Annotated in this window: 22 protein-coding genes; 1 reads left to right on the top strand and 21 read right to left on the bottom strand. The window is 46.5% G+C overall.

Features of this window, described 5'->3' with window-relative positions; all coding sequences use genetic code 11:
* Positions 1–51 precede the first annotated feature (51 nt).
* Both H171_RS21585 and H171_RS21580 read right to left on the bottom strand, forming a co-directional pair.
* Entirely contained in the window at positions 52–1161 is a 1110-nt protein-coding gene (locus H171_RS21585; RefSeq protein ID WP_100306962.1) for a phosphotransferase enzyme family protein, read from the bottom strand.
* Positions 1161–2090: a nucleotidyltransferase family protein gene (locus tag H171_RS21580; protein WP_100306961.1), complete on the bottom strand. Its 930-nt coding sequence runs from the start codon at positions 2088–2090 to the stop codon at positions 1161–1163. Before H171_RS21580 ends, H171_RS21585 begins: the two co-directional genes overlap by 1 nt.
* A gap of 167 nt (positions 2091–2257) precedes the next feature.
* On the opposite strand from H171_RS21580, the gene H171_RS21575 reads away from it, so the two are divergent.
* Positions 2258–3166 (top strand): AraC family transcriptional regulator, encoded by a 909-nt coding sequence (locus tag H171_RS21575; RefSeq protein WP_100306960.1) that lies wholly within the window; start codon positions 2258–2260, stop codon positions 3164–3166.
* Between the two features lie 43 nt (positions 3167–3209).
* Here the strand turns inward: H171_RS21575 and H171_RS21570 are convergent, their stop codons facing one another.
* The 19 genes from H171_RS21570 to H171_RS21480 form a co-directional block, all read right to left on the bottom strand.
* Entirely contained in the window at positions 3210–4502 is a 1293-nt protein-coding gene (locus H171_RS21570; protein WP_100306959.1) for a UDP-N-acetylglucosamine 1-carboxyvinyltransferase, read from the bottom strand.
* Between the two features lie 107 nt (positions 4503–4609).
* On the bottom strand, positions 4610–7078 hold the full coding sequence (locus tag H171_RS21565; RefSeq protein WP_242977039.1) for a hypothetical protein: 2469 nt from the start codon (positions 7076–7078) through the stop codon (positions 4610–4612).
* 180 nt (positions 7079–7258) lie between these two features.
* Positions 7259–7975, bottom strand: coding sequence for a hypothetical protein (locus tag H171_RS24650; protein WP_157803204.1), 717 nt, complete (start codon positions 7973–7975; stop codon positions 7259–7261).
* A gap of 120 nt (positions 7976–8095) precedes the next feature.
* Complete coding sequence (locus tag H171_RS21555) at positions 8096–9025, bottom strand: nucleotidyltransferase family protein (RefSeq protein ID WP_100306957.1); 930 nt, start codon at positions 9023–9025, stop codon at positions 8096–8098.
* A 183-nt stretch (positions 9026–9208) separates the two neighbouring features.
* Positions 9209–9607, bottom strand: a complete 399-nt coding sequence (gene atpC / locus H171_RS21550) for an ATP synthase F1 subunit epsilon (protein WP_100306956.1) — start codon at positions 9605–9607, stop codon at positions 9209–9211.
* Positions 9608–9618: 11 nt separating this feature from the next.
* The gene (atpD, locus tag H171_RS21545) at positions 9619–11013 is read right to left on the bottom strand and encodes a F0F1 ATP synthase subunit beta (RefSeq protein ID WP_038284034.1); all 1395 of its coding nucleotides are present in this window, start codon (positions 11011–11013) and stop codon (positions 9619–9621) included.
* 58 nt (positions 11014–11071) lie between these two features.
* Positions 11072–11926, bottom strand: coding sequence for an ATP synthase F1 subunit gamma (gene atpG / locus H171_RS21540; RefSeq protein ID WP_100306955.1), 855 nt, complete (start codon positions 11924–11926; stop codon positions 11072–11074).
* A 16-nt stretch (positions 11927–11942) separates the two neighbouring features.
* Complete coding sequence (gene atpA / locus H171_RS21535) at positions 11943–13445, bottom strand: F0F1 ATP synthase subunit alpha (protein WP_100306954.1); 1503 nt, start codon at positions 13443–13445, stop codon at positions 11943–11945.
* Between the two features lie 123 nt (positions 13446–13568).
* Positions 13569–14117, bottom strand: a complete 549-nt coding sequence (atpH, locus tag H171_RS21530; protein WP_100043146.1) for an ATP synthase F1 subunit delta — start codon at positions 14115–14117, stop codon at positions 13569–13571.
* The gene (gene atpF / locus H171_RS21525) at positions 14105–14620 is read right to left on the bottom strand and encodes a F0F1 ATP synthase subunit B (protein ID WP_100306953.1); all 516 of its coding nucleotides are present in this window, start codon (positions 14618–14620) and stop codon (positions 14105–14107) included. Before atpF ends, atpH begins: the two co-directional genes overlap by 13 nt.
* A 73-nt stretch (positions 14621–14693) precedes the next feature.
* Positions 14694–14951 carry an ATP synthase F0 subunit C gene (atpE, locus tag H171_RS21520; protein WP_013274565.1) on the bottom strand — a complete coding sequence of 86 codons (258 nt, stop codon included), beginning with the start codon at positions 14949–14951 and terminating at the stop codon, positions 14694–14696.
* A gap of 35 nt (positions 14952–14986) precedes the next feature.
* Entirely contained in the window at positions 14987–15688 is a 702-nt protein-coding gene (gene atpB, locus H171_RS21515; protein WP_100306952.1) for a F0F1 ATP synthase subunit A, read from the bottom strand.
* 48 nt (positions 15689–15736) lie between these two features.
* On the bottom strand, positions 15737–16138 hold the full coding sequence (locus tag H171_RS21510; protein WP_100306951.1) for an ATP synthase subunit I: 402 nt from the start codon (positions 16136–16138) through the stop codon (positions 15737–15739).
* 15 nt (positions 16139–16153) lie between these two features.
* A complete protein-coding gene (locus H171_RS21505; protein ID WP_100306950.1) occupies positions 16154–16489 on the bottom strand; it encodes an AtpZ/AtpI family protein in 336 nt (111 codons plus the stop codon).
* A 196-nt stretch (positions 16490–16685) separates the two neighbouring features.
* Positions 16686–16970 (bottom strand): ethanolamine utilization microcompartment protein EutM, encoded by a 285-nt coding sequence (gene eutM, locus H171_RS21500; protein WP_025230271.1) that lies wholly within the window; start codon positions 16968–16970, stop codon positions 16686–16688.
* A gap of 42 nt (positions 16971–17012) precedes the next feature.
* On the bottom strand, positions 17013–17648 hold the full coding sequence (locus H171_RS21495) for a phosphate propanoyltransferase (protein WP_100306949.1): 636 nt from the start codon (positions 17646–17648) through the stop codon (positions 17013–17015).
* 35 nt (positions 17649–17683) lie between these two features.
* On the bottom strand, positions 17684–19231 hold the full coding sequence (locus H171_RS21490) for an acetaldehyde dehydrogenase (acetylating) (protein ID WP_100306948.1): 1548 nt from the start codon (positions 19229–19231) through the stop codon (positions 17684–17686).
* A 26-nt stretch (positions 19232–19257) separates the two neighbouring features.
* Positions 19258–19863 carry a BMC domain-containing protein gene (locus H171_RS25070; RefSeq protein WP_100306947.1) on the bottom strand — a complete coding sequence of 202 codons (606 nt, stop codon included), beginning with the start codon at positions 19861–19863 and terminating at the stop codon, positions 19258–19260.
* Between the two features lie 11 nt (positions 19864–19874).
* Positions 19875–20504, bottom strand: coding sequence for a cupin domain-containing protein (locus tag H171_RS21480; protein ID WP_100306946.1), 630 nt, complete (start codon positions 20502–20504; stop codon positions 19875–19877).
* Between the last annotated feature and the right edge of the window lie 15 nt (positions 20505–20519).

Genomic DNA, 20519 nt, shown 5'->3' with positions numbered 1-20519 from the left:
TCTCTCCTCTTTCTTTTTCATATTTTGTTTACGAATGACTCAAGCGGATCATTATTCACTCTTGCTAACAATTTCCTTCATTTCTTCCCACTTTTTCTCCATGTCGGCTACAAGGGCAAACTGGGTTCTGGTACGGTCCAGATTGTGATTTTCTCTGCTTGTATGGAAATAAGTATCTCCCTGAAGGAAATCTGTTAAGAAGCGGACGCCGCACTCAAAGGTCATCAGCTTTGCTCCCATAGGAAGCATCTCCTTTTCCTCCGCAGTCAGACTTCCCTTGCACCCCTCTAAATATCCCCTGGTATAGGTCTCGAACAGAGGAAGGGACAAGGATACCTTGCTCACATCAGGCTCATCCTCTTCTGCCGTATTGGCCCCAAAACGGATGGAATCACCAAAATCAAAGATGGACAGGCCTGGCATTATGGTATCCAGGTCAATCACGCACAGGGCTTCTCCGGTTTCATCATCGATCATGATGTTATTTAGCTTGGTATCATTATGGGTAACACAGAGAGGGAGCCTGCCTTCCTTTAACATATCCATGGCGATGGCTGCATCTTTCTCCCGGTCAAGGGCAAATTTTATTTCAGCCTCTACCAGATGGGCACGGCCGCAGGCATCGGCTTTCACAGCCGCCTTAAAGGCTTCCATACGAACCGGAGTGTTGTGGAAATTGGGGATGGTTTCCGCCAGTTCATCTGCCGGATATTCTGCCAGCAGGCGTTTAAACCGTCCGAATGCCTTTCCGCTCCGGTAGAAATCCTCCGGCTGTCTAACCTTATCATAGGTGGTTGCCCCACCAATAAAAAGATATCCTCTCCAGTAATTCCCGTCACTGTCCTGACAATAATCCTTACCATCTTTTGCTTTTACAATATTAAGCGTCTCCCTGGCCGGATCTCCGCCCTGGGCCTGGATCCGTTCCCGCAAAAAGGAAGTGACGCCTGCAATGTTTCTCATAAGAGAAACCGGATCCTTAAATACCTCATGGTTGATTCTTTGGATGATGTAGTGTTTTTCCCCTTCTCCTGTCTTGCAGACCAGACGAAATGTATCATTAATATGACCGCTTCCATAGCGGTTCCATGAAACCGGCTCTCCCTCAAAGGTCAGAAGCCCGATGGCCTCACTGATTTTTCCGCACTGTACGTCTCCCATTACTTTTCCTCCCATAGCTTATCCGGATACAGGCCGGCTTCTTTCAGTTCTTTGATGGCATTGACCACCGTCTCTTTGTCTTCTTTGTAAGTGACTCCGTACCAGCGGTCCACGCTCTTAAGTACTGAAACCTCTGCCTTGCCTTCCTTTAACAGCTCATCAACCACAAAGGGAAGGAAGTATTCACACTTCAGCGGATTTACAGGAAGCTCTCTGTCTAAAAATGCGGCAAACCGTTCCTCAAGCTCCTTTAATATGCTGCTTGTAAATCCCCACATGTTCATGGATACGATGGTGTCCTCTCCAAGTTCTGTCCAGGTTTTCCCGTCATCTTCCGTAAATTCTGCCATGTCTCCATGCTTTTCGATCCTGGTCCGCTCATGAATGTCAACGAGCATTCCTGCTTCATCGGTGCTGCACACGCCTCTTGCCACATGGCCGTTTTCTGTCAGGGTGTTGTAAAGCTGGTAGCCGACCATGGTGTACTGGTATCTCTCCCCGTCAGAAACCTTATTAAGCTGGTTATAAATGGAAACAAAAGCACTTCTGCCGTAGTAATCGTCTGCATTAATAACCGCAAAAGGTCCGTCTACCACATCCTTGCAGCATAAAATTGCATGTCCTGTTCCCCAGGGCTTTACTCTTCCCTCCGGTATCTCATAACCTTCCGGAAGCTTATCAAGCTCCTGATATACGTATTCTACCTGCACATGAGCCGCCATGCGGTTCCCGATATTTTCTTTAAATTCCTTTTCAATGCCTTCTTTAATGATAAAGACAACCTTTTCAAATCCAGCCCAAACCGCATCATAGATCGAAAAGTCAATGATCTTGTTTCCATGGGAATCCACAGGATCGATCTGCTTTAAGCCCCCGTAGCGGCTTCCCATACCTGCTGCCATAATTACCAGAACCGGTTTCTTGTTCATCGATGTTACCTCCTAAATTCTATTAACCTCAGTATAATGAATGCACGCCAAAAGATATTTGCACTATTTATTATTTAATTTGCATTATCGTTCCCTTCTCACTATTTTACCATGGAATGTGGTATACTGTCCATAACACATTCACATCTGCACGGAAGGAGGTTTCCATGGCATATAAAAGCACCCAGCTGCGTTCCTCAGCGATTGTAAAAAAGGTTATAACCATTCACTATTTTGAATACATGAGCGATTTCTCCTTTCCAGGGGAAAGCCATGACTTCTGGGAGTTCGTGTGCGTTGACAAGGGAGTCATCGATGTAATGGCCGGAGAAAAGCGGATCCCTTTAAAGCGGGGAAACATCATATTCCACAAGCCCGGGGAGTTTCACAATATCCTGACTAACGGAACCGTTGCCCCAAATCTGGTGGTAGTAAGCTTTGAATGCAACTCTCCATTCATGAAATCCTTTGAGGGAGAAGTCCTGTCCGTACAGGAGACGGAGATGGCTCTGCTGGCGCAAATCATCATTGAGGCCAGGAATGCCTTTTCAGGAAGGCTTGACGACCCATACCAGGAGGAACTGGTGCGAAGGCAGCCTTCCCTGTCCTTCGGAGCGGAACAGTTGATCGGAAATTATTTAGAAGAGCTGATCATCCATCTTTACCGCAGATACTTTTCAAATCCGGAGCAGATTTCCACAGGACGGGTCACTGCAAATCCCATGCACGGAGATGCACATAACCGCATCATCCGATATATGGAGGAGCACATCGGGGAGCACCTTACCATTGAAACCATCTGCCGGGATAATTTAACCGGAAGGTCACAGCTGCAGAAAATTTTCCATAAAGCATATGGCTGCGGAGTCATCGATTTCTTTACCGGCATGAAAATCGACGCAGCCAAGCATCTGATCCGCAGCAACCAGTTGAACTTTACCGAAATTGCAGACCGTTTGGGTTATACGTCTGTCCACTATTTTTCCAGGCAGTTCAAAAAGCTGACCGGGATGACGCCGTCAGAGTATGCCACCTCCATACGGTCTCTTTCGGAAAAAGGTATGGAAAAGCAGTAGCTCTGGACTTCAAACGATAGGAAAAGGCGGGAAATATCCCCGCCTAGCCTACTTTTAATTTAAATTTCTTTACTTCATGTTCAGAATCTACCTTTTCAATCATGGCGCCAAGACCCTGAAGCTTTTCTTCAAAGCATTCATAGCCCCTCTGGATATATCCGATCTCATCCACAACCGTATATCCATCCGCAGCTAATCCAGCAATCACAAGCGCCGCACCTGCACGGAGATCAGGAGCGTTGACAAACGCCCCGGTAAAGCCATCGACTCCGTCAATAACGGCTACATTTCCTTCTACTTTGACATTTGCTCCCATACGGGAAAGCTCATCTACATATCGGAAACGGTTTTCAAAAATACTCTCTGTAACTACGCTGGTGCCTTTTGCAAGGGCCAGGGTCACTGTCATCTGAGGCTGCATATCGGTTGGAAATCCCGGATATGGAAGTGTCTTGATATCGGTATGTTTCTGATAGGACTTCCCTACTACACGGACCGCATCATCGAACTCTGCAACCTCACATCCCATCTCCAGAAGCTTTGCAGAAATGGCCTCTAAGTGCTTAGGGATGACATTTTTTACCATAACATCCCCACGGGTGATGGCAGCAGCACACATAAAGGTACCTGCTTCTATCTGGTCCGGAATGATGGAATATTCGGTTCCATGGAGCTTTCTCACCCCACGGATACGGATGGTATCCGTGCCGGCGCCCTTGATATTGGCACCCATACTGTTTAAAAAGTTTGCCACATCAACTACATGGGGCTCTTTTGCCACGTTTTCCAGTATCGTTTGTCCCTCTGCAAGGGTAGCAGCCATCATTACGTTGATGGTAGCCCCAACGCTTACCACATCCAGATAGATATGGCTTGCCACCAGATCAATGGCATGGGCGATTACGGCGCCCCGTTCAATCCTCACATCAGCTCCAAGAGCGCGAAATCCTTTTAAGTGCTGGTCAATGGGCCTGCTTCCGATGTTGCAGCCTCCCGGAAGGGGAACCTGGGCGCTTTTGTATTTGCCAAGCATGGCTCCTATAAAATAATAGGAAGCCCTGATCTTACGGATATAATCATCATCTACGGAAACTTCCCGGATGGTCTTTCCATTGATGCGGACCGTATGCCTGTCAATCCGTTCTACCTTGGCACCGATCTCCTCTATAGCCTCCAGCAACACATTTATATCTCTGACATCAGGTAAATTATCGATCAGAACATCCTCGTCTGTCATGATCGCTGCTGCCAGAATTCCTAAAGCGGCATTCTTTGCTCCGCCAATGGTCACTTCACCGACCAGGGGATTTCCGCCCTTCATAATATACTGCTCCATTTCACACCTCTGATTATCATGTTATCTATTACAAATTTCTTAAATTTCATCCATTAGCCTTTAATGATTATAACATATCTTATGAATTTGTAAAGAGAACGCATTTTCTATTCCGTAAATACTCCGCAGACAAAGTCATTCCCCTGGCCGGCAAAGTATGCAGAGGCATCATTTAAGCCCATCTTCTGGCTCTCTCCGGATTCCGGATTATAGACTGTTACATTATAGGAATCATAGCCGGAAAGGAGCACATAGCCGCCCTGAATTGTATAGGCTGCCACCGGACATCCATGACCGATGAAATACAATACCTGGCTTAAGGTGCAGCCCCTGGCATCTAACATAAGGACACCATCCCCATAGAAGCTGTTATCAGTAAACCCTTCCAGGTTCCGAAGAAAGACTGCTCCTGTTTTTAGAGGCTCCTTCATATTGCGGACCGGCGGACGGTTCACCCGGCTCCATATGATTTCCTGATTCTTATCGGTCACAACACCCATTTTATCATAGGCAAGGGCAAGGGCATCCGTAAAGCTGCGGCTGCCTCCGAGATAATGGCTTCCCCCATAGGCATAAAACCGGTTTTCCTGGTTTCTGGCATTCCCCTTCAGCTCCACCACTTCCGTGGTCTCATAGGCTACCTTTTTGGGAACCGAAATTTTTACGTCCCGGCTTACCGCGTCTTTATCCAACTGGACAAAATACAGCTTTCTCCTGTCCTCTGAGGCATACCAGCCAATGCCTTCCATCTCTCCGTCTGTAAGCTCCTGGTTACAGACAATGGTATCCTGTTTAAAAGCAACATAGGACTGATCACCGGATTTTGATATCTGAGTCAGATGGATCCGGCTGTCATCCACGGACACATCTGCGATATATACATTCTCATGTTCATATTCCTTAACGATCTTTCCGCTTTGGTCCATGATCTCGATCCGGTACATGGGAGCATCCTTTGTTCTTCCGTTTTGCACCCATACGTCGCCTTTTCGGGCAATTCCGTAAATGAAGTCATCCCCTACAAATCCAAGGGGCCTGTAAATATTATTCTCGCCACCGGTTATCTCCCGTTTCACTCCGGTATCCAGATCCATAAGATGAACCACTCCGGCTCCATAAAGGTCACTGCTCTCCTGCCAGGCAAACCGGCTGGATCTGCTGCTGACCGCATATCCGCCCTCAACCAGGGAGTCCGCCAGGACCATATATTCATTGCTGTTTAAATCAATACCGTAAACCGCCCGGTCCGCCATCAGATAAAGCATCCCATTGGTTCCCACATGAGCCAGCTGTTCAATGTCTTCCTTAAGCATCTCAAAGGACAGGGTCACAGGAGTGAAGAAACGCTCCGTGGTGGCATTGTCCTGACTGCTGTACTGATACATGGCGACACCTAAACTTCCTTCGTGAATTCCCCGGTTCATATACCCATAAACCAGAAAATCCACATCCCCGTTATCTTTCACCGACAATATCTTAATATCATGCTGGTTGTAGCCGCTGCGAAGCCCGTCGTCTACGCCGCTTCGGAAGGAGAACACCTTTACCGCATGCTCACGGTTCTGGTCAAAGGCCCATAAATCCCGGTTTACCACATAGGCCAGGCAATCCCCTGAAGGGCTTTTAGCCGTCCGTATTTCATCCGGGTTTGAAACCCCCAGCATAATCCGTTTACCGGAGAACAATCCTTTCTGGCCGGAGAACACCTGATTGGTATTCCGTTCAAAATCCATAAGGTAGATACGCCTACTGTCCCATTTCATTGTATAACTGTCTTCCACCTCATAAAGCTCCTGAATATCATCTTCTCCGGTCCTGGACACCTCATAGTCCAGTTTCACGCTGCACATGATTCCATCTAAGTCTTTAAGAGTAACCCGTATGTCTCCTGCCGGTTTCACGGATAGTCCTCCCCATGTAAGCTGGGAAAAGCTGGAGCGAATGGTTACATGGCCAAGGGAGCTGTTATCCTCTCCCTCGCTGGTTTCCAGATAAGTGGTAAGCTGCCGGGCCTGATCATAATCAAAGGTCCGGGTCGTAAAATCAACTGCAAAATCGATCATATCCTTTGCATTGGTGCTGTCCGTCCACATGATGCGGGTATAATAAAGCAGCTTCCCATTCCCCGAGGTATTCAGTGTCAGAATGAGAAGGTATTCCTTATCCTTTGTCAAAAGATTCTGGATCGGAAGCGTGGCCGTGACGCCTCCCTCTCCTTCGTTCCATGTATCTACCTCTGTCCGTTCCACCAGACGTCCCAGATCCATGCTTCGGACTTCATACTCGATCCCCTGGATGCTGCCTTTATAATCCGATATCTGTATGTTCATAGACCTGTCTGCAGGAAGTACGGTAAGGGCTTCCCTGGAAACTGCCTGCTTCATATCCTGGGTGTACCCGTGGAGAAGGTTCATCTTTCTTCCGTACATATCGGAATATACCACAGGCAAAGCCGCCTCCTCCATGGAGGTATATACCATAACATCACTTTTTTCCGTATCTTTCTGATTCCACATAAAATAAACTGCGATTGCCGCTACAAAAACCGCAGATAAGATTCCTATTTTTTTTACCATTCGATTCATCCTGAATTTCCTCTACTTGTCTTTTAACCTTGTCTTCTTTATTGTATACAATAATATCCAAAACTACAATGAAAACTTTCTTAAACATTCGTTAAACGTTACGCAGAACCATCCATGCGGATAACCATATAAAAAGCAGCTGTCCTTTAAAGGACAACTGCTTTTCTTCTCCTATGTGCAAAGTCCGCTGCGGCATCTCCTGCGGTGCATCTCATTAAGCAAAAGTACGTTAACGACGCCATCCAGCCAACCATCATCGAGACTCTGGGCCCAAGGTCCTCTCGGTCCCCATGGCCCCCATGGTCCCCACGGTCCTCTCGGTCCACATGGCCCCCATGGTCCGCAGGGTCCCCATGGCCCTCTTGGCCCCCACGGTCCTCTTGGTCCTCTTGGTCCTCTTGGGCCCCTCGGCCCCCTTGGTCCCCACGGCGGGCGATCCCATGACGAATCACGGTCCTGGGACAACAGATCCGATTCATCCATATCGTCTGCTCCCCACTCCATTTGTTCTGCTCTTTCCTGCTCTGCAGCTGACTGTTCTGTATCTCCTGGCTCTGCTGCCAGTTCATCAATCAGGATACCATCCCTGCGTATTTGGTCACAGATGGAATCGCAGACCTGGTTGATCATCAAACGATCCGGATATTCGTCATACATGGGACTGTTTTTATAATCCAGATGATCACACGCTGAGACTACGTATTCCTGCAAACGTTTCATATGTCCTGGGTACATTCCTTGTAAATATTCCAAATCCTGCACAATGGAATCTTTTCTTTCAAAGGAACGCTCTGCGGCACTCCTGTCGCCATAAAGCATATATGGCTCCAGTTCCTGAAATCTGTTTCCATAAGTATAATCCGGGTTAAACGGCACGGCTGTTATCACTCCCTGCTTTCTGCTTATACAACACTATAGTATGCAAAGCAAAAAGGGAAAGTGCAAAATCCCCTTAAATGAAAATACGGTTTTCTGATGTACAGCCGATCAGAAAACCGTTTATTATTATTACCTTACATCGAACAGGCGCTCCGGATATACACCTTCGGAAACCAGGTTCCGGATAGCCGCAGCCACAGCGGGCTTGTCCTCTTTATAGGTCACTCCAAACCACCGGTCTCTTGTTTCAAGCACCGTTACCTGCGCTTTCTGGGACTGAACAAGCTTATCGATGATCTTAGGAAGCAGATATTCCGTTTTCACATCCCCTTCTTTTAAACCGGTCAAAAAGCCCGGGAATCCTCTCTCCAGCTCCTCAAGAAACGCAGGGGAAAGCCCCCACATATTCATGGAAACATTCTGGTTCAAAGGGATCTTCACAGGGGTTCCTTCCTCACTGCGCCCTTCTGCCCAGTCTTCGCATTGTCTGATTTCGTATGTCTCTGTAACCCCTTTTAAGATTCCTCTTTCATCCACCTGGCATACCCCACGGGTCACACCGCCATTTTCGCTTAAGGTATTGCCCAGAATAAATCCTCCCATGCAGATATCAAAAGGCTTTGACATTGGATCCATCTTATTCACCAGGTATTCATGAATCTTTATAAAACCTTCTTTCCCGTAATAATCATCCGCATTGATCACCACAAAAGGTTCATGAATCACCGTTTTTGCACATAAAAGCGCCTGGCCGGTTCCCCATGGCTTTGTTCTGTCGGCCGGTTTCGTATAACCTTTTGGAAGGTCATCAAGCTCCTGATAAGCGTACTCCACATGAGCAATCTTTTCGATCCTCTTACCTATGATCTCCTTAAAATCCTGTTCCAGATCCTTTCTTATGATGAACACAACTTTGTCAAATCCGGCATTCAGTGCATCGTATATGGAATAGTCCATGATAATCTCACCGCTTGGTCCTACCGGTTCCAGCTGTTTGATTCCTCCGCCAAACCGGCTGCCAATGCCCGCCGCCATAATCACTAATGATGTTTTCTTCATAATACTATCCCCCTGTTTATATAATCTGCATAATAGTATACCACAAAAGAAGGGTTTAATCCATAAGTGCCGGATTATCCCAGATTCTTTACGTTTTAACTGCAATAATGATACCATAACGCTTCCCTGCAGGTCAATAAAAAAGGATCTGAACCTGTTTTAAAAGGTTCAAATCCCTTTTCTTTACTTTGTAAGTGAAAGCCTTATAAGAGCTCTTCTCAGAGCAGCTTCCGCTCTAGCATTATCAATTTTTCCGCTCTGTTCCTTTAAGCGGCGTTCTGCACGAATCTTAGCCTCCTCTGCACGGTTTGCATCGATTTCTTCCGGCCATTCCACAACTTCCGCCATAATGACGATCTTCTCTGGTAAAATCTCAACAAAACCAGACATCAGGGCCGCATTCTTCACTCCGCCCTCCTCGTGAATCTTTAAGACTCCCGGAGCAGCAATGGCAGTCATGGGAATATGATTCCGGTATACGCCGATATCCCCTTCCGTGGTAGTAAGCTCCACCATAGAAGCCTCTCCCTCGTAAAACTTCCGTTCCGGAGTAATGATCTGCAGTTTAAATAAATCAGCCATATTCCCACCCCCTATTTTTTCACACGGGCAAGAACGTCCTCAATGCTGCCTGCATTTAAGAAATAGCTCTCCGGAATATCATCATGTTTACCTTCCAAAATCTCCTTAAAGCCTTGAATGGTATCAGAAAGCGGCACATAGCGGCCTTCCAGTCCGGTGAACTGTCCTGCAACGAAGAAAGGCTGAGATAAAAATCTCTGGATCTTTCTTGCACGGGCCACCGTGATCTTATCTTCCTCAGAAAGCTCATCCATACCCAGCATGGCAATGATATCCTGAAGCTCTTTATACTTCTGAAGCACTTCCTGAACCCCGCGGGCAACACGGTAGTGTTCCTCTCCTACGATACGGGGATCAAGAATTCTGGATGTGGAACCAAGGGGATCAACCGCCGGATAAATACCCAGCTCCACGATGGAACGGTCAAGTACCGTGGTTGCATCCAGATGGGCGAATGTGTTGGCCGGAGCCGGGTCCGTTAAGTCATCGGCCGGAACGTAAACTGCCTGAACCGATGTAATGGAACCATTCTTCGTGGAAGTGATTCTCTCCTGAAGAGCACCCATCTCGGTCTGCAGCGTCGGCTGATAGCCTACTGCGGAAGGCATACGTCCAAGCAGAGCGGAAACCTCAGATCCTGCCTGGGTGAAACGGAAAATATTGTCAATAAATAAAAGTACATCTTTTCCGCCCTGATCACGGAAATACTCAGCCATGGTAAGGCCGGTAAGGCCTACCCTCATACGGGCACCCGGCGGCTCATTCATCTGTCCAAACACCATGGTTGTTTTATTAATAACGCCTGATTCCTGCATCTCGTGATAAAGGTCATTCCCTTCACGGGTGCGCTCGCCAACGCCGGTGAATACGGAATATCCGCCGTGCTCTGTGGCTATGTTACGGATCAGCTCCTGAATTAATACTGTTTTACCTACTCCTGCACCACCGAATAGGCCGATCTTACCACCCCTTTGATAAGGGCAGAGAAGGTCAACGACCTTGATACCGGTTTCCAGAACCTCCGTTTCCGTAGACTGCTCCTCAAAGGTGGGAGCCGGTCTGTGAATCGGAAAATGCTCTTTTACTTCCGGTGCCGGTTTATTATCGATCGGATCACCCAGAACGTTAAATATACGTCCCAATGTCTCCTCTCCAACCGGTACGGTAATCGGAGCGCCGGTAGCCACCGCATCCATACCACGTACCAGTCCATCGGTGGATCCCATGGCGATACATCTTACCGTATCATCGCCAAGATGCTGAGATACTTCTACAACCAGTCTGCCGCCATCTTTTGCAGTGATATCAATCGCTTCATTGATATCCGGCAGCTTGCCCTGGCTGAACTTGATATCCAGTACGGCACCGATGATCTGGGTGATCTTACCAATATTTTGTCCTGCCATCTTGTTTCTCCTTCTTTTATATTTCTCTCGTTCCTGCTAACATGAAGTTCGGTTCGCCTTATGAAATCGCATTGGCTCCGGCTATGATCTCGGTAAGCTCCTGGGTAATAGACCCCTGTCTTGCCCGGTTATATGCCAGTCCAAGTTCTTCTATCATCTCTTCCGCATTATTGGTTGCAGAGTCCATGGCCGCCATTCTGGCTCCGTTTTCACTTGCAACGGCTTCCAGCAAAGCGCCATAGATCATGCTGCTCATATACTTAGGAATAATGGAATCCAATACCTGGTCCTCATCCGGCTCATAGTTCATTAAAGTCAGATCCGTTTTTTCGCTTCCCTTTTCCATTTCAACCGGGAGAAGCTTTTTAAGAGTCGGTATTTGGGTCACAGTATTCTTAAAGGATGTATAAGCCAGATAAATTTCACCTATCCGGTTCTGTCCAAATGCATCCAGAAGCTCCATGGTAATATCGGCCGCATCACGGTAGATCGGTTCATTAATCACCTCGGAATAATCCTCGGCAATCGTATATCCCTTTCTTGCCAGTGCTTCCTTCCCTTTCCTACCAACGGCATACACATCCGTAAGTTCCGGCGTAAGCCTCTCATCTCCATGAACCATCTTGACAATGTTGCTGTTATAGCCTCCTGCCAGTCCACGGTTTGAAGTGATGACAATGACTGCCTTCCTCTTAGAATCGCCTGCCTTTAAATACTTATGGTCTATGCTCCCGGATTTGCGCAGCATGGAGCCTATGGTATCATACATCATTTCGTAATAGGGTTTGGATTCCTCTGCCTTAGCTTTAGACTTCTGCAGCTTAACGGTAGATATGAGCTTCATGGCTTTCGTAATCTGTTCGGTACTGGAAATACTGTCTCTTCTTCGTTTGATATCCCTAATGGATGCCATGATTGTTCACCTGCCTTTAAAAAACACCTGCTTTGCATTCGTTAATTGCCTTTACCAGCAATTCCTCTGTCTCAGGCGTGATCTGCTTTGTCTCGCGGATGCTTGCGGGAATTTCAGAATATTTGCTGTCAATAAAGCTTGTCAAAGCCTTTTCGAAATCAAGGATTTTCCCGGTAGGAATATCCAAAAGCAGCTTCTTGGTCGCCGCAAAGATAATAATGATCTGGTATTCAACCGGAATCGGCCGATACTGGCCCTGCTTTAATACCTCTCTGATCCTTTCGCCCTGGGCAAGCTGTTCTGCCGTCTCCTTATCAAGCTCGGAACCAAACTGTGCAAAGCTTGCAAGCTCGCGGTACTGTGCCAGTTCCACACGGATAGGAGCTGCGATCTTCTTCATAGCCTTGATCTGGGCAGAGCCGCCTACACGGGATACGGAAAGACCTGCGTTGATGGCAGGACGGAAACCGGAGTTAAACATCTCTGTCTCCAGGTAAATCTGTCCGTCTGTAATAGAGATAACATTCGTCGGAATATACGCGGATACGTCACCTGCCTGTGTTTCAATGATCGGAAGGGCTGTTAAAGAACCTCCTCCCAGCTCTTCAGAAAGTCTGGAGGCTCTCTCCAGTAGTCTGGAATGCAGATAGAAAACATCGCCAGGGTAAGCTTCACGGCCCGGCGGTCTCTTAAGCAGCAGGGATAAGGTACGGTAAGCGGCTGCATGTTTACTTAAATCATCGTAAACAACTAATACATCCTCTCCGTTTTCCATCCATTCCTCTCCAATGGCACATCCGGAATATGGGGCAATATACTGAAGTGGAGCCAAATCAGATGCCGTTGATACCACGATGGTGGTATAATCCATGGCACCGTACTCTTCCAGTGTCTTAACAATGTTGGCAACCGTAGATGCCTTCTGGCCAATGGCAACATAAATACAGTGAACTCCCTGGCCCTTCTGGTTAATAATCGTATCAAGGGCAATCGCCGTCTTTCCGGTCTGGCGGTCACCAATGATCAGCTCACGCTGTCCTCTTCCAATAGGAATCATGGCATCAATCGCCTTAATACCGGTCTGAAGGGGAGTGTCTACTGATTTTCTGTCAATAACTCCATGAGCTACACGCTCAATCTTGCGGAATTTGTCTGTCTGGACCGGCCCTTTTCCATCAATTGGCTGTCCTAACGCATTCACAACACGTCCAGTCAATGCATCACCAACAGGTACTTCCACCACTCGTCCGGTAGTCTTAACGGTATCACCTTCGCTGATAGCACCGGTACCAAGTAAAACAGCACCAACGTTATCCTCTTCCAGGTTAAGCACCATGCCGTAGATTTCTCCCGGGAACTCAAGGAGCTCTCCCTGCATGGCATTCTCAAGGCCATGGATACGGGCAATACCGTCCGCTACCTGAATGACTGTACCGACATCAGAGACATCCAGTTTGGTAGAATATCTTTGAATCTGTTCCTTGATGACAGAACTGATCTCTTCTGGTCTTAAATTCATTAAGGTTTGCACCTTCTTTCTAAGTTTATAATGTGTCCGTTTCACATAATGTTTCTCCGGACAACTGATTTCCTAAACTCAGGCTTACCATCATGCAAAAAAGCATGAGCAGTAAAGTGGAAATCAGGTCAATTGCAGCTTTAACAGGCTGCGGCGCAGTTCGTAAATCTGCGTCTTAATGCTGGAATCCACCACCCGGTCCCCGATCCTGATTACCATGCCGCCAATGATTGACGGGTCAACCTGATAATCCATCTCAAAATCTACGTACTGAGTCGTATTTAACAGCTTTTCTACCAGCCGGGCCTTTTGCCCCTCATTTAATTCAACAGCACTGGCCACATGGGCCACGCCGATCTTCTTATATTCCTTGACAGCGTTTATGAAGTATTCACAGATTGCCGGAATCTCCTTCTGCCTGCCTTTGTCGACAATGACTGCCAGAAAACCCATCAGGTCATCCGATACGCGTCCGCCGAAAATATTCTTAATAATGCCGATTTTATCTTCCTTTACAATCTTCGGATTATTAAGAAGCTCCGCCAATGACTGATTCTCGTGCCAGATCACCTGCAGGCTCTTCACTTCCTCAAACAAAGCGTCCACTTCCTGCTTATTAAGAGCTTCCTCAAACAATGCATCGCCGTATACCTTTGATACTAGCTTTGCCATGTGCTTTCACCCATCTCTTTCAAAGTCTCGTCAATCAGGGCATCCTGCACCGTAGTGTCAATGGAAGCAGCTACGACCTTGCCGGCCATAACAGAAGCGATGGATATGATCTGATCCTTCATATCATCAAGCGCTTTCTTTCTCTCCAGTTCCACCTCACGGCTACCCCGCGTAACAATGCGGTCCGCTTCTTCCCTGGCTTCTGTAATAATCTCTGCCTCACGCTGTTTCGCTCTTTTTCTGGCATCCTCTAAGATTTCTTCTGCCTCTTTCTTCACTTCAAGAAGTCTGGCTTCATATTCTTCCTTCATTGCCCTCGCAGCTTCCTTATCGTCGGCAGCGTTCTTTAATTCTCCCGCAATCCTCTGTCTTCTCTTTTCCAGTACTTCCCGTACCGGATTAAACAGCATATAGGATAACGCAAAAAACAGGATGAATATGTTGATGCCTGTTACAAATGAATCGAAAAGCAGCTGTGGGTCAAATCCCAATAATCGATCCAAGGTTTCGCCTCCTTTCGCTCTTTATTCTTTCCCCATTCTGAGGGCAGGCTATCGCCTCCCGCCAATTCACTCTTTAGCTGAATGGCTTTAAGAACATGAGGATAGCTGCAACAGCGAAACCATAAAGACCTGTTGTCTCTGCAACGGCCTGTCCTAAAAGCATGGTAGATGTTATATCAGACTTTGCGCCCGGATTACGTCCAACTGCAGCAGCTGCATGGCCTGCCGCGATACCCTGTCCAATACCAGGTCCAATACCTGCGATCATCGCAAGACCTGCACCGATTGCTGAGCAGCCTAAGATAAAATCCTGTCCTGAAAATCCGTTCATAGAAAAATTCCTCCTGAATTTAATATTATTGAAGTTTAATCCATCTTATCATTGACATATACCATAGTCAGCATACAGAACACATACGTCTGGATACATCCTGAGAATACATCACAATATACATGTAAAAACGACGGGATACCAATCTTTACAAAGATAGGCATCATCCCATACCACAATCCCATAATAACAACGCCTGACATCATATTACCGAACAAACGAAGCGCCTGGGATAATGGGTTTGTAATCTCTCCGATTAAATTAATCGGGAACAAAACCGGAAACGGCTGAAACAAGCTTGTAAAATGACCGATTCCATGATTCTTGATACCTTGGTATTGCACGATGCAGAAGGTGAAAATACCAAGCATAAATGTTACACCAAAATCTCCTGTTGGCGTTCTAAGACCAAATAAGCCGCCAATATTGCAGAACAATATGAAAATAAATATTGTTCCAATATAATTAACAAATTTTTTTGCGTTATGACCCATAGTACCGTTTACCATGTTATCAAGCGCCTCTACGACAAACTCCACAATATTCTGGAAGATGCCGGGTACTTCTGTCGCCCGCTTCATTTTTCGGTTGGCGATCACTGCAATAATCAAGATTACGATTGTCACAATGCTAAGGCCTATTTCCGTAGTTGTAACCCAAAGTTCCTGACCAAACGCCTGAAACTTTGTAACGCCTTTGATCATAAAGTCTACATTATTGGCACTCGCAACGACCATACGCTTAAGCCTCCTTTCTTAAGAGATCCCACTTGACCGCAAAGAAGATTACTCTCCCTTTGTCCTGTTGGCCACGATCTTATGGATAATAGGCTGGGAAAATGCTCCAACCTTGAGTCCGAGGACTCCGATTACTACTGCGACCGGATTGAACCAGTTCGAAAACCGGACAATAACTGCCACCAGTATGACAATAAGCAGCAGATAGCGAAGGACTGAACTAATAATACTCTGCTTCTGAACAGTCTTTGGATCTTCCGTCTTCATAGAACGTTCAAGTACCATAGCCATGGATAAAAACATGGCCAGAGCTAACACCATTCCCAAAATAAGTCCTGCAAATACAGCTCGTCTTGGATACATAAATAATGCCCCTAGCATAGCTGCTGCCGTGAAAATAACGATTCCGGCAGAAACCTCAAGAATCAGATTCTTTGTTTCCTTCCCCATTACAAGTCCTCCTGTCTACGAAAGTTTCTCATCATCATGTCCTTTCACGCGGCTTGGCTGTTTCGGTTTATGCACCTTGGGTCTAGCCTCCGCTTGCCGTTCCACGCGCTCCTTCTGATCCTCAACCCTCTCCTCCCTTTCATTCATGGCCAGTGTTGCCTTTGCCAGCTTATAAGCATTGGATCCCCCAGCCAGAAACCCCAGAACCATAAATAATAACGTCAGTTTTGTCCCAGCGTACCGGTCAATATAGTAACCTGCAAGAATACAGACAAATACAGGTACCATGACACTGATCCCCAGTTGGGTCACCATCATGAAACTTCTCATTACGCTCTTTTTATGACGCATAATTACACCTGCTTTCTGCATCCTGCACATATAATTGGTATTATACCTAAAAAAACATATTTTGTCTATTATATGCGGAAATTTAACTTGACACTCCAAAAATTTTATGTTTTTACAAGATTTTAAAAAAATTGTAAAAAAAGGTCTGTTTTTTGCAGGAAGAACCCGTAAAAAACAGACCTTAACAAATTTTAAATTATGCTTCTTTTGTACCTGGAAGAATTGTTTCAACTTCTGCATGTGGACGAGGAATTACATGGACAGATACAAGCTCACCAACACGCTGAGCTGCTGCTGCACCTGCATCAGTAGCTGCCTTAACAGCTCCTACATCGCCTCTTACCATAACAGTAACAAGACCGCCGCCTACGAATTCTTTACCGATCAGGGTAACGTTTGCTGCTTTCACCATAGCATCTGCTGCTTCAACGGATCCAATTAAACCTTTTGTTTCAATCATTCCTAATGCATCGTATTTCATTTTTAAATCCTCCTGATTTATAATTAATTTTTAATGGTTCACCTATTTTACAATGGTTACGCTTGAAGAACCGCCAAGTCCCATGGCATTTGCTTCTTCCGTATCAAGATGGCATTCCAGGCTTGATGTTTCGGTTACGCGGATTGCCGTATGATGAAAAATACCGCCGCGGATCCCCTCTGTCTGAATGCTTACCGTCTGACCATCATGAACGCCGAACTTCAGGGCATCCTGAGGAGTCATATGAATGTGTCTCTGGGCGATGATTAAGCCCTCTTTTGTTTGAACGGAACCCTTTGGTCCCACCAGGGTGATCCCCGGTGTTCCTGCTAATTCACCGGACATCTTAGGCTCGGATTTCTTTCCAAGCTTAAAACAGTCTGCTGCCAGAACCTCGACCTGAGTCTGTTTTCTGACCGGACCTAATATACGGACCTTCTCAATGGCTCCCTTTGGGCCGCATACAGTAACTGTTTCCTTGCATGCATACTGACCCGGCTGGGATAACTCCTTCATCTTGGTCAGTTCGTACCCCTTACCGAAAAGGGCATCCAAGTCTTCCTGGGACAAATGTACATGGCGGTTGGAAACGCCAACTGGTATTCGAAACTCATCTGTTCCGGATTCCGCTTTTACGGCTTCCATTAAGAGTTTGATTACCGCTTCATACTTATCCATTCCTGTTCTCCTTTCCTTGCTGCTTTTACTGGCTTTTACTGGCCTTTCATGGCCAGTACGATCTCTTTTACAAGAGCTGCCAGCTTCTCATTGTCATCGTTTCCTCCCTGGCAGGCAGAAGAGGCCTCACCTTCTTTTTTATCAAAAGAAGCTACGAAGTCAGCAGGGCTAAAGGTAGCCTCCTGGGTTTTGTTCTTCCAGGTAAAGGTTGGATCATCTGCCGCGATTGTAGAGCAATCTTTAATACCAAATGCGACCTTTTTCACATTAAGGAGATGTTTCGGGCTCACATTTTCAGAAACAGAGCTTCCTCCGCAGGTTCCGCATCCCAATGTAAAGGAAATCGGAAGGCCTGTACTGATTCCTGTTCCTCCCTGGCTTCCGCCTGTATTTACAAGGATTCTGGAAGCAGGCTTTGCAGCAAACTTAAGAACCATATCCCTGTCCTGGGTATGAATGCTCATGGTATGTCCGATTCCGTTCTGTAAAAGTCGGATGCTTAAGCCGCAGGCCTCTTCCCAGTTCTTTACTGTGTAGAAACCAAGTACGGTTGTCAGCTTTTCGTAGGATAATGGATATCCCTCTCCGACACCTTCCTGTTTTCCGATGAGGACCTTTGCTTCCTCCGGGATCTGGATTCCGGCTGCCTGAGCAATCACCTGAGGAGAACGTCCGACAAATTTGGCATTCATGTTATGGCCGTTTTTAAATAACAGGGCACAGACTTTGTCGGTTTCTTCCTTTGTCATAAAGTAACCGCCCTGGCTTTTTAACTCTGCTACGACTTCTGCATGATTGCTTTCCTCACAGATAATGGACTGCTCGGAAGCACAGATGGTACCATAGTCAAACGTCTTGCTGGCAAGGATTGTCTTTACCGCCTGCTTTACATCTGCCGTCTTTTCAATGTAAGCCGGTGAGTTGCCTGCACCTACGCCGATGGCTGGCTTACCTGCGCTGTATGCAGCTTTTACCATACCCGGGCCGCCGGTTGCAATGATTACGGAAACTTCCTTACACTTCATCAGTTCATTGGTAGATCCCATGGATGGCATGGATACACAGCCGATGATCCCCTCCGGTGCTCCTGCTGCAATTGCAGCGTCCCTCATAACCTCTGCAGCCTTTAACGTGCATTTTGCAGCAGAAGGATGGGGAGAAAATACAATTGCGTTTCCTGATTTAATGGCAATCATGGATTTAAAGAATACGGTTGAGGTCGGATTGGTAGATGGAACGATACCCATTACAAGGCCTACCGGTTCTGCCACATCAATGGTCTTATTTACGGTATCCTCTGCAAGGATTCCTCTTGTCTTCATATCTTTTATTTCTTCATATAAAAGAGTGGAAGCAGCATGGTTCTTATATGCCTTGTCCATGACCTTTCCAAAGCCTGTCTCCTCTACAGCCATCTCTGCCAGGCAAAGAGCGTGTTCCTCTCCTGCTTTTGCCATACTCTTAAGAATGGTGTCAATCTGTTCTGCCGTAAATCCGGCAATTTTTTTTGCGGCTGCTTCACCGCATCTGGCTAAATCCCTTGCTTCCTGGATGGAACGTAAATCAAAATCAAAGTTCTCCATGTTCCCGTTCTCCCTTTCTAAAAATATTAATCATTCTGTCCATAATACTTCCCGAATTCTTCCAGCAGCAGGGTTTTATTTGCCTTTGAAATCTCCCGTCCAGCTATACTGAATTCCGGATATTCTCTGGCAAGTGTCCTAAGCTCTGTTACCTTCATATCTTCAAGTATCTTCATGGCTTCTTCCAGACCGTCCTGCTTCATCCATAAGTCCACGGTTTCCCGTTTTATGGTATCCACAGAATCCGGTTCATTGGAAGATTCTTCGACCGGTTCTTCTGCCGTTATCTCTTTAAGTACCTCAGCCTCTGGTTCTTCAGCGATTTCCGGAACTGGTTCTTGTTCCGGTTCGTCAGGAGTACCTCCGCCGATTACAGCCGTCAGCTCATCATGAGGCCTGGCAATCACATGGCGTGTAATTAAAGCAGCATCGTTTATGCGTTCTACCGCTGCTGCTCCGGCGTCCACCGCTGCCTTTACTGCCGCCACATCGCCGGTCACCGTAACAGCGACAAGACCTCCGCCGACTTTGGTCTTTTCCAAAAGAGACACGTCTGCAGCCTTTAACATGGCATCTGCCGCCTCTATAGCCGCCAGCACGCCTTTTGTTTCAATAAAGCCAAGTGCCTGCATTGTTTACCTCCTTAAACCAAATCAGCCCAGTTTGCCGGATACGTTGCATAAAATACTCTTGCTTTATCTGGGGAACCCCAGATTACTTTGGAGCCTGACGGTACAAAGAGCACATCTCCGGCTTTTGCGGTGTAGGTCTTTCCGTCAATGGTAACAGTTAAGGTTCCTTCAATCACATAGTCGATCTCTTCATAGGTCAATTCCCATTCAAAGTTTGAATGGTCGATCACAAGGAAACCTGCACTGATATGGGACTCCTCTTTGCTTACAAGTTCCTGGTAGTAAGCTTTGACAGATGGATCGCCTGTATCAAATACATCCATTTTCACAGAACTTCCACGAACCACCTTGAGACCGTTTCCATGGCTTTCTGACTCGTAAGGTTTTAAAATCTCATTTAACAAACCCTTTTCCATTAAAGTTTTCAGTACCATATAAATTTTTTCGCTGTCCATATCCATGGCTGCGAAAGCAGCCGGAGCCTGCGTCTGCTCTTCTGCCTTATCGCAGAATTTGATACCAAACGAATCTGCAGCATCCTTTGCAGACGGAGTGATGATACTTCCGCTTTCCACGTAAAATACCTTTTTTCCATCAGCATTTAACTTTTCCACATCTTTTGCACAAATTAACTGCTTCATATGATCACTTCCCTT

Origin of the sequence: [Clostridium] celerecrescens 18A (assembly GCF_002797975.1) — a bacterium.
GTDB classification, from domain to species: Bacteria; Bacillota; Clostridia; order Lachnospirales; family Lachnospiraceae; genus Lacrimispora; species Lacrimispora celerecrescens.
This window is presented reverse-complemented; position numbering and strand designations above follow the sequence as displayed.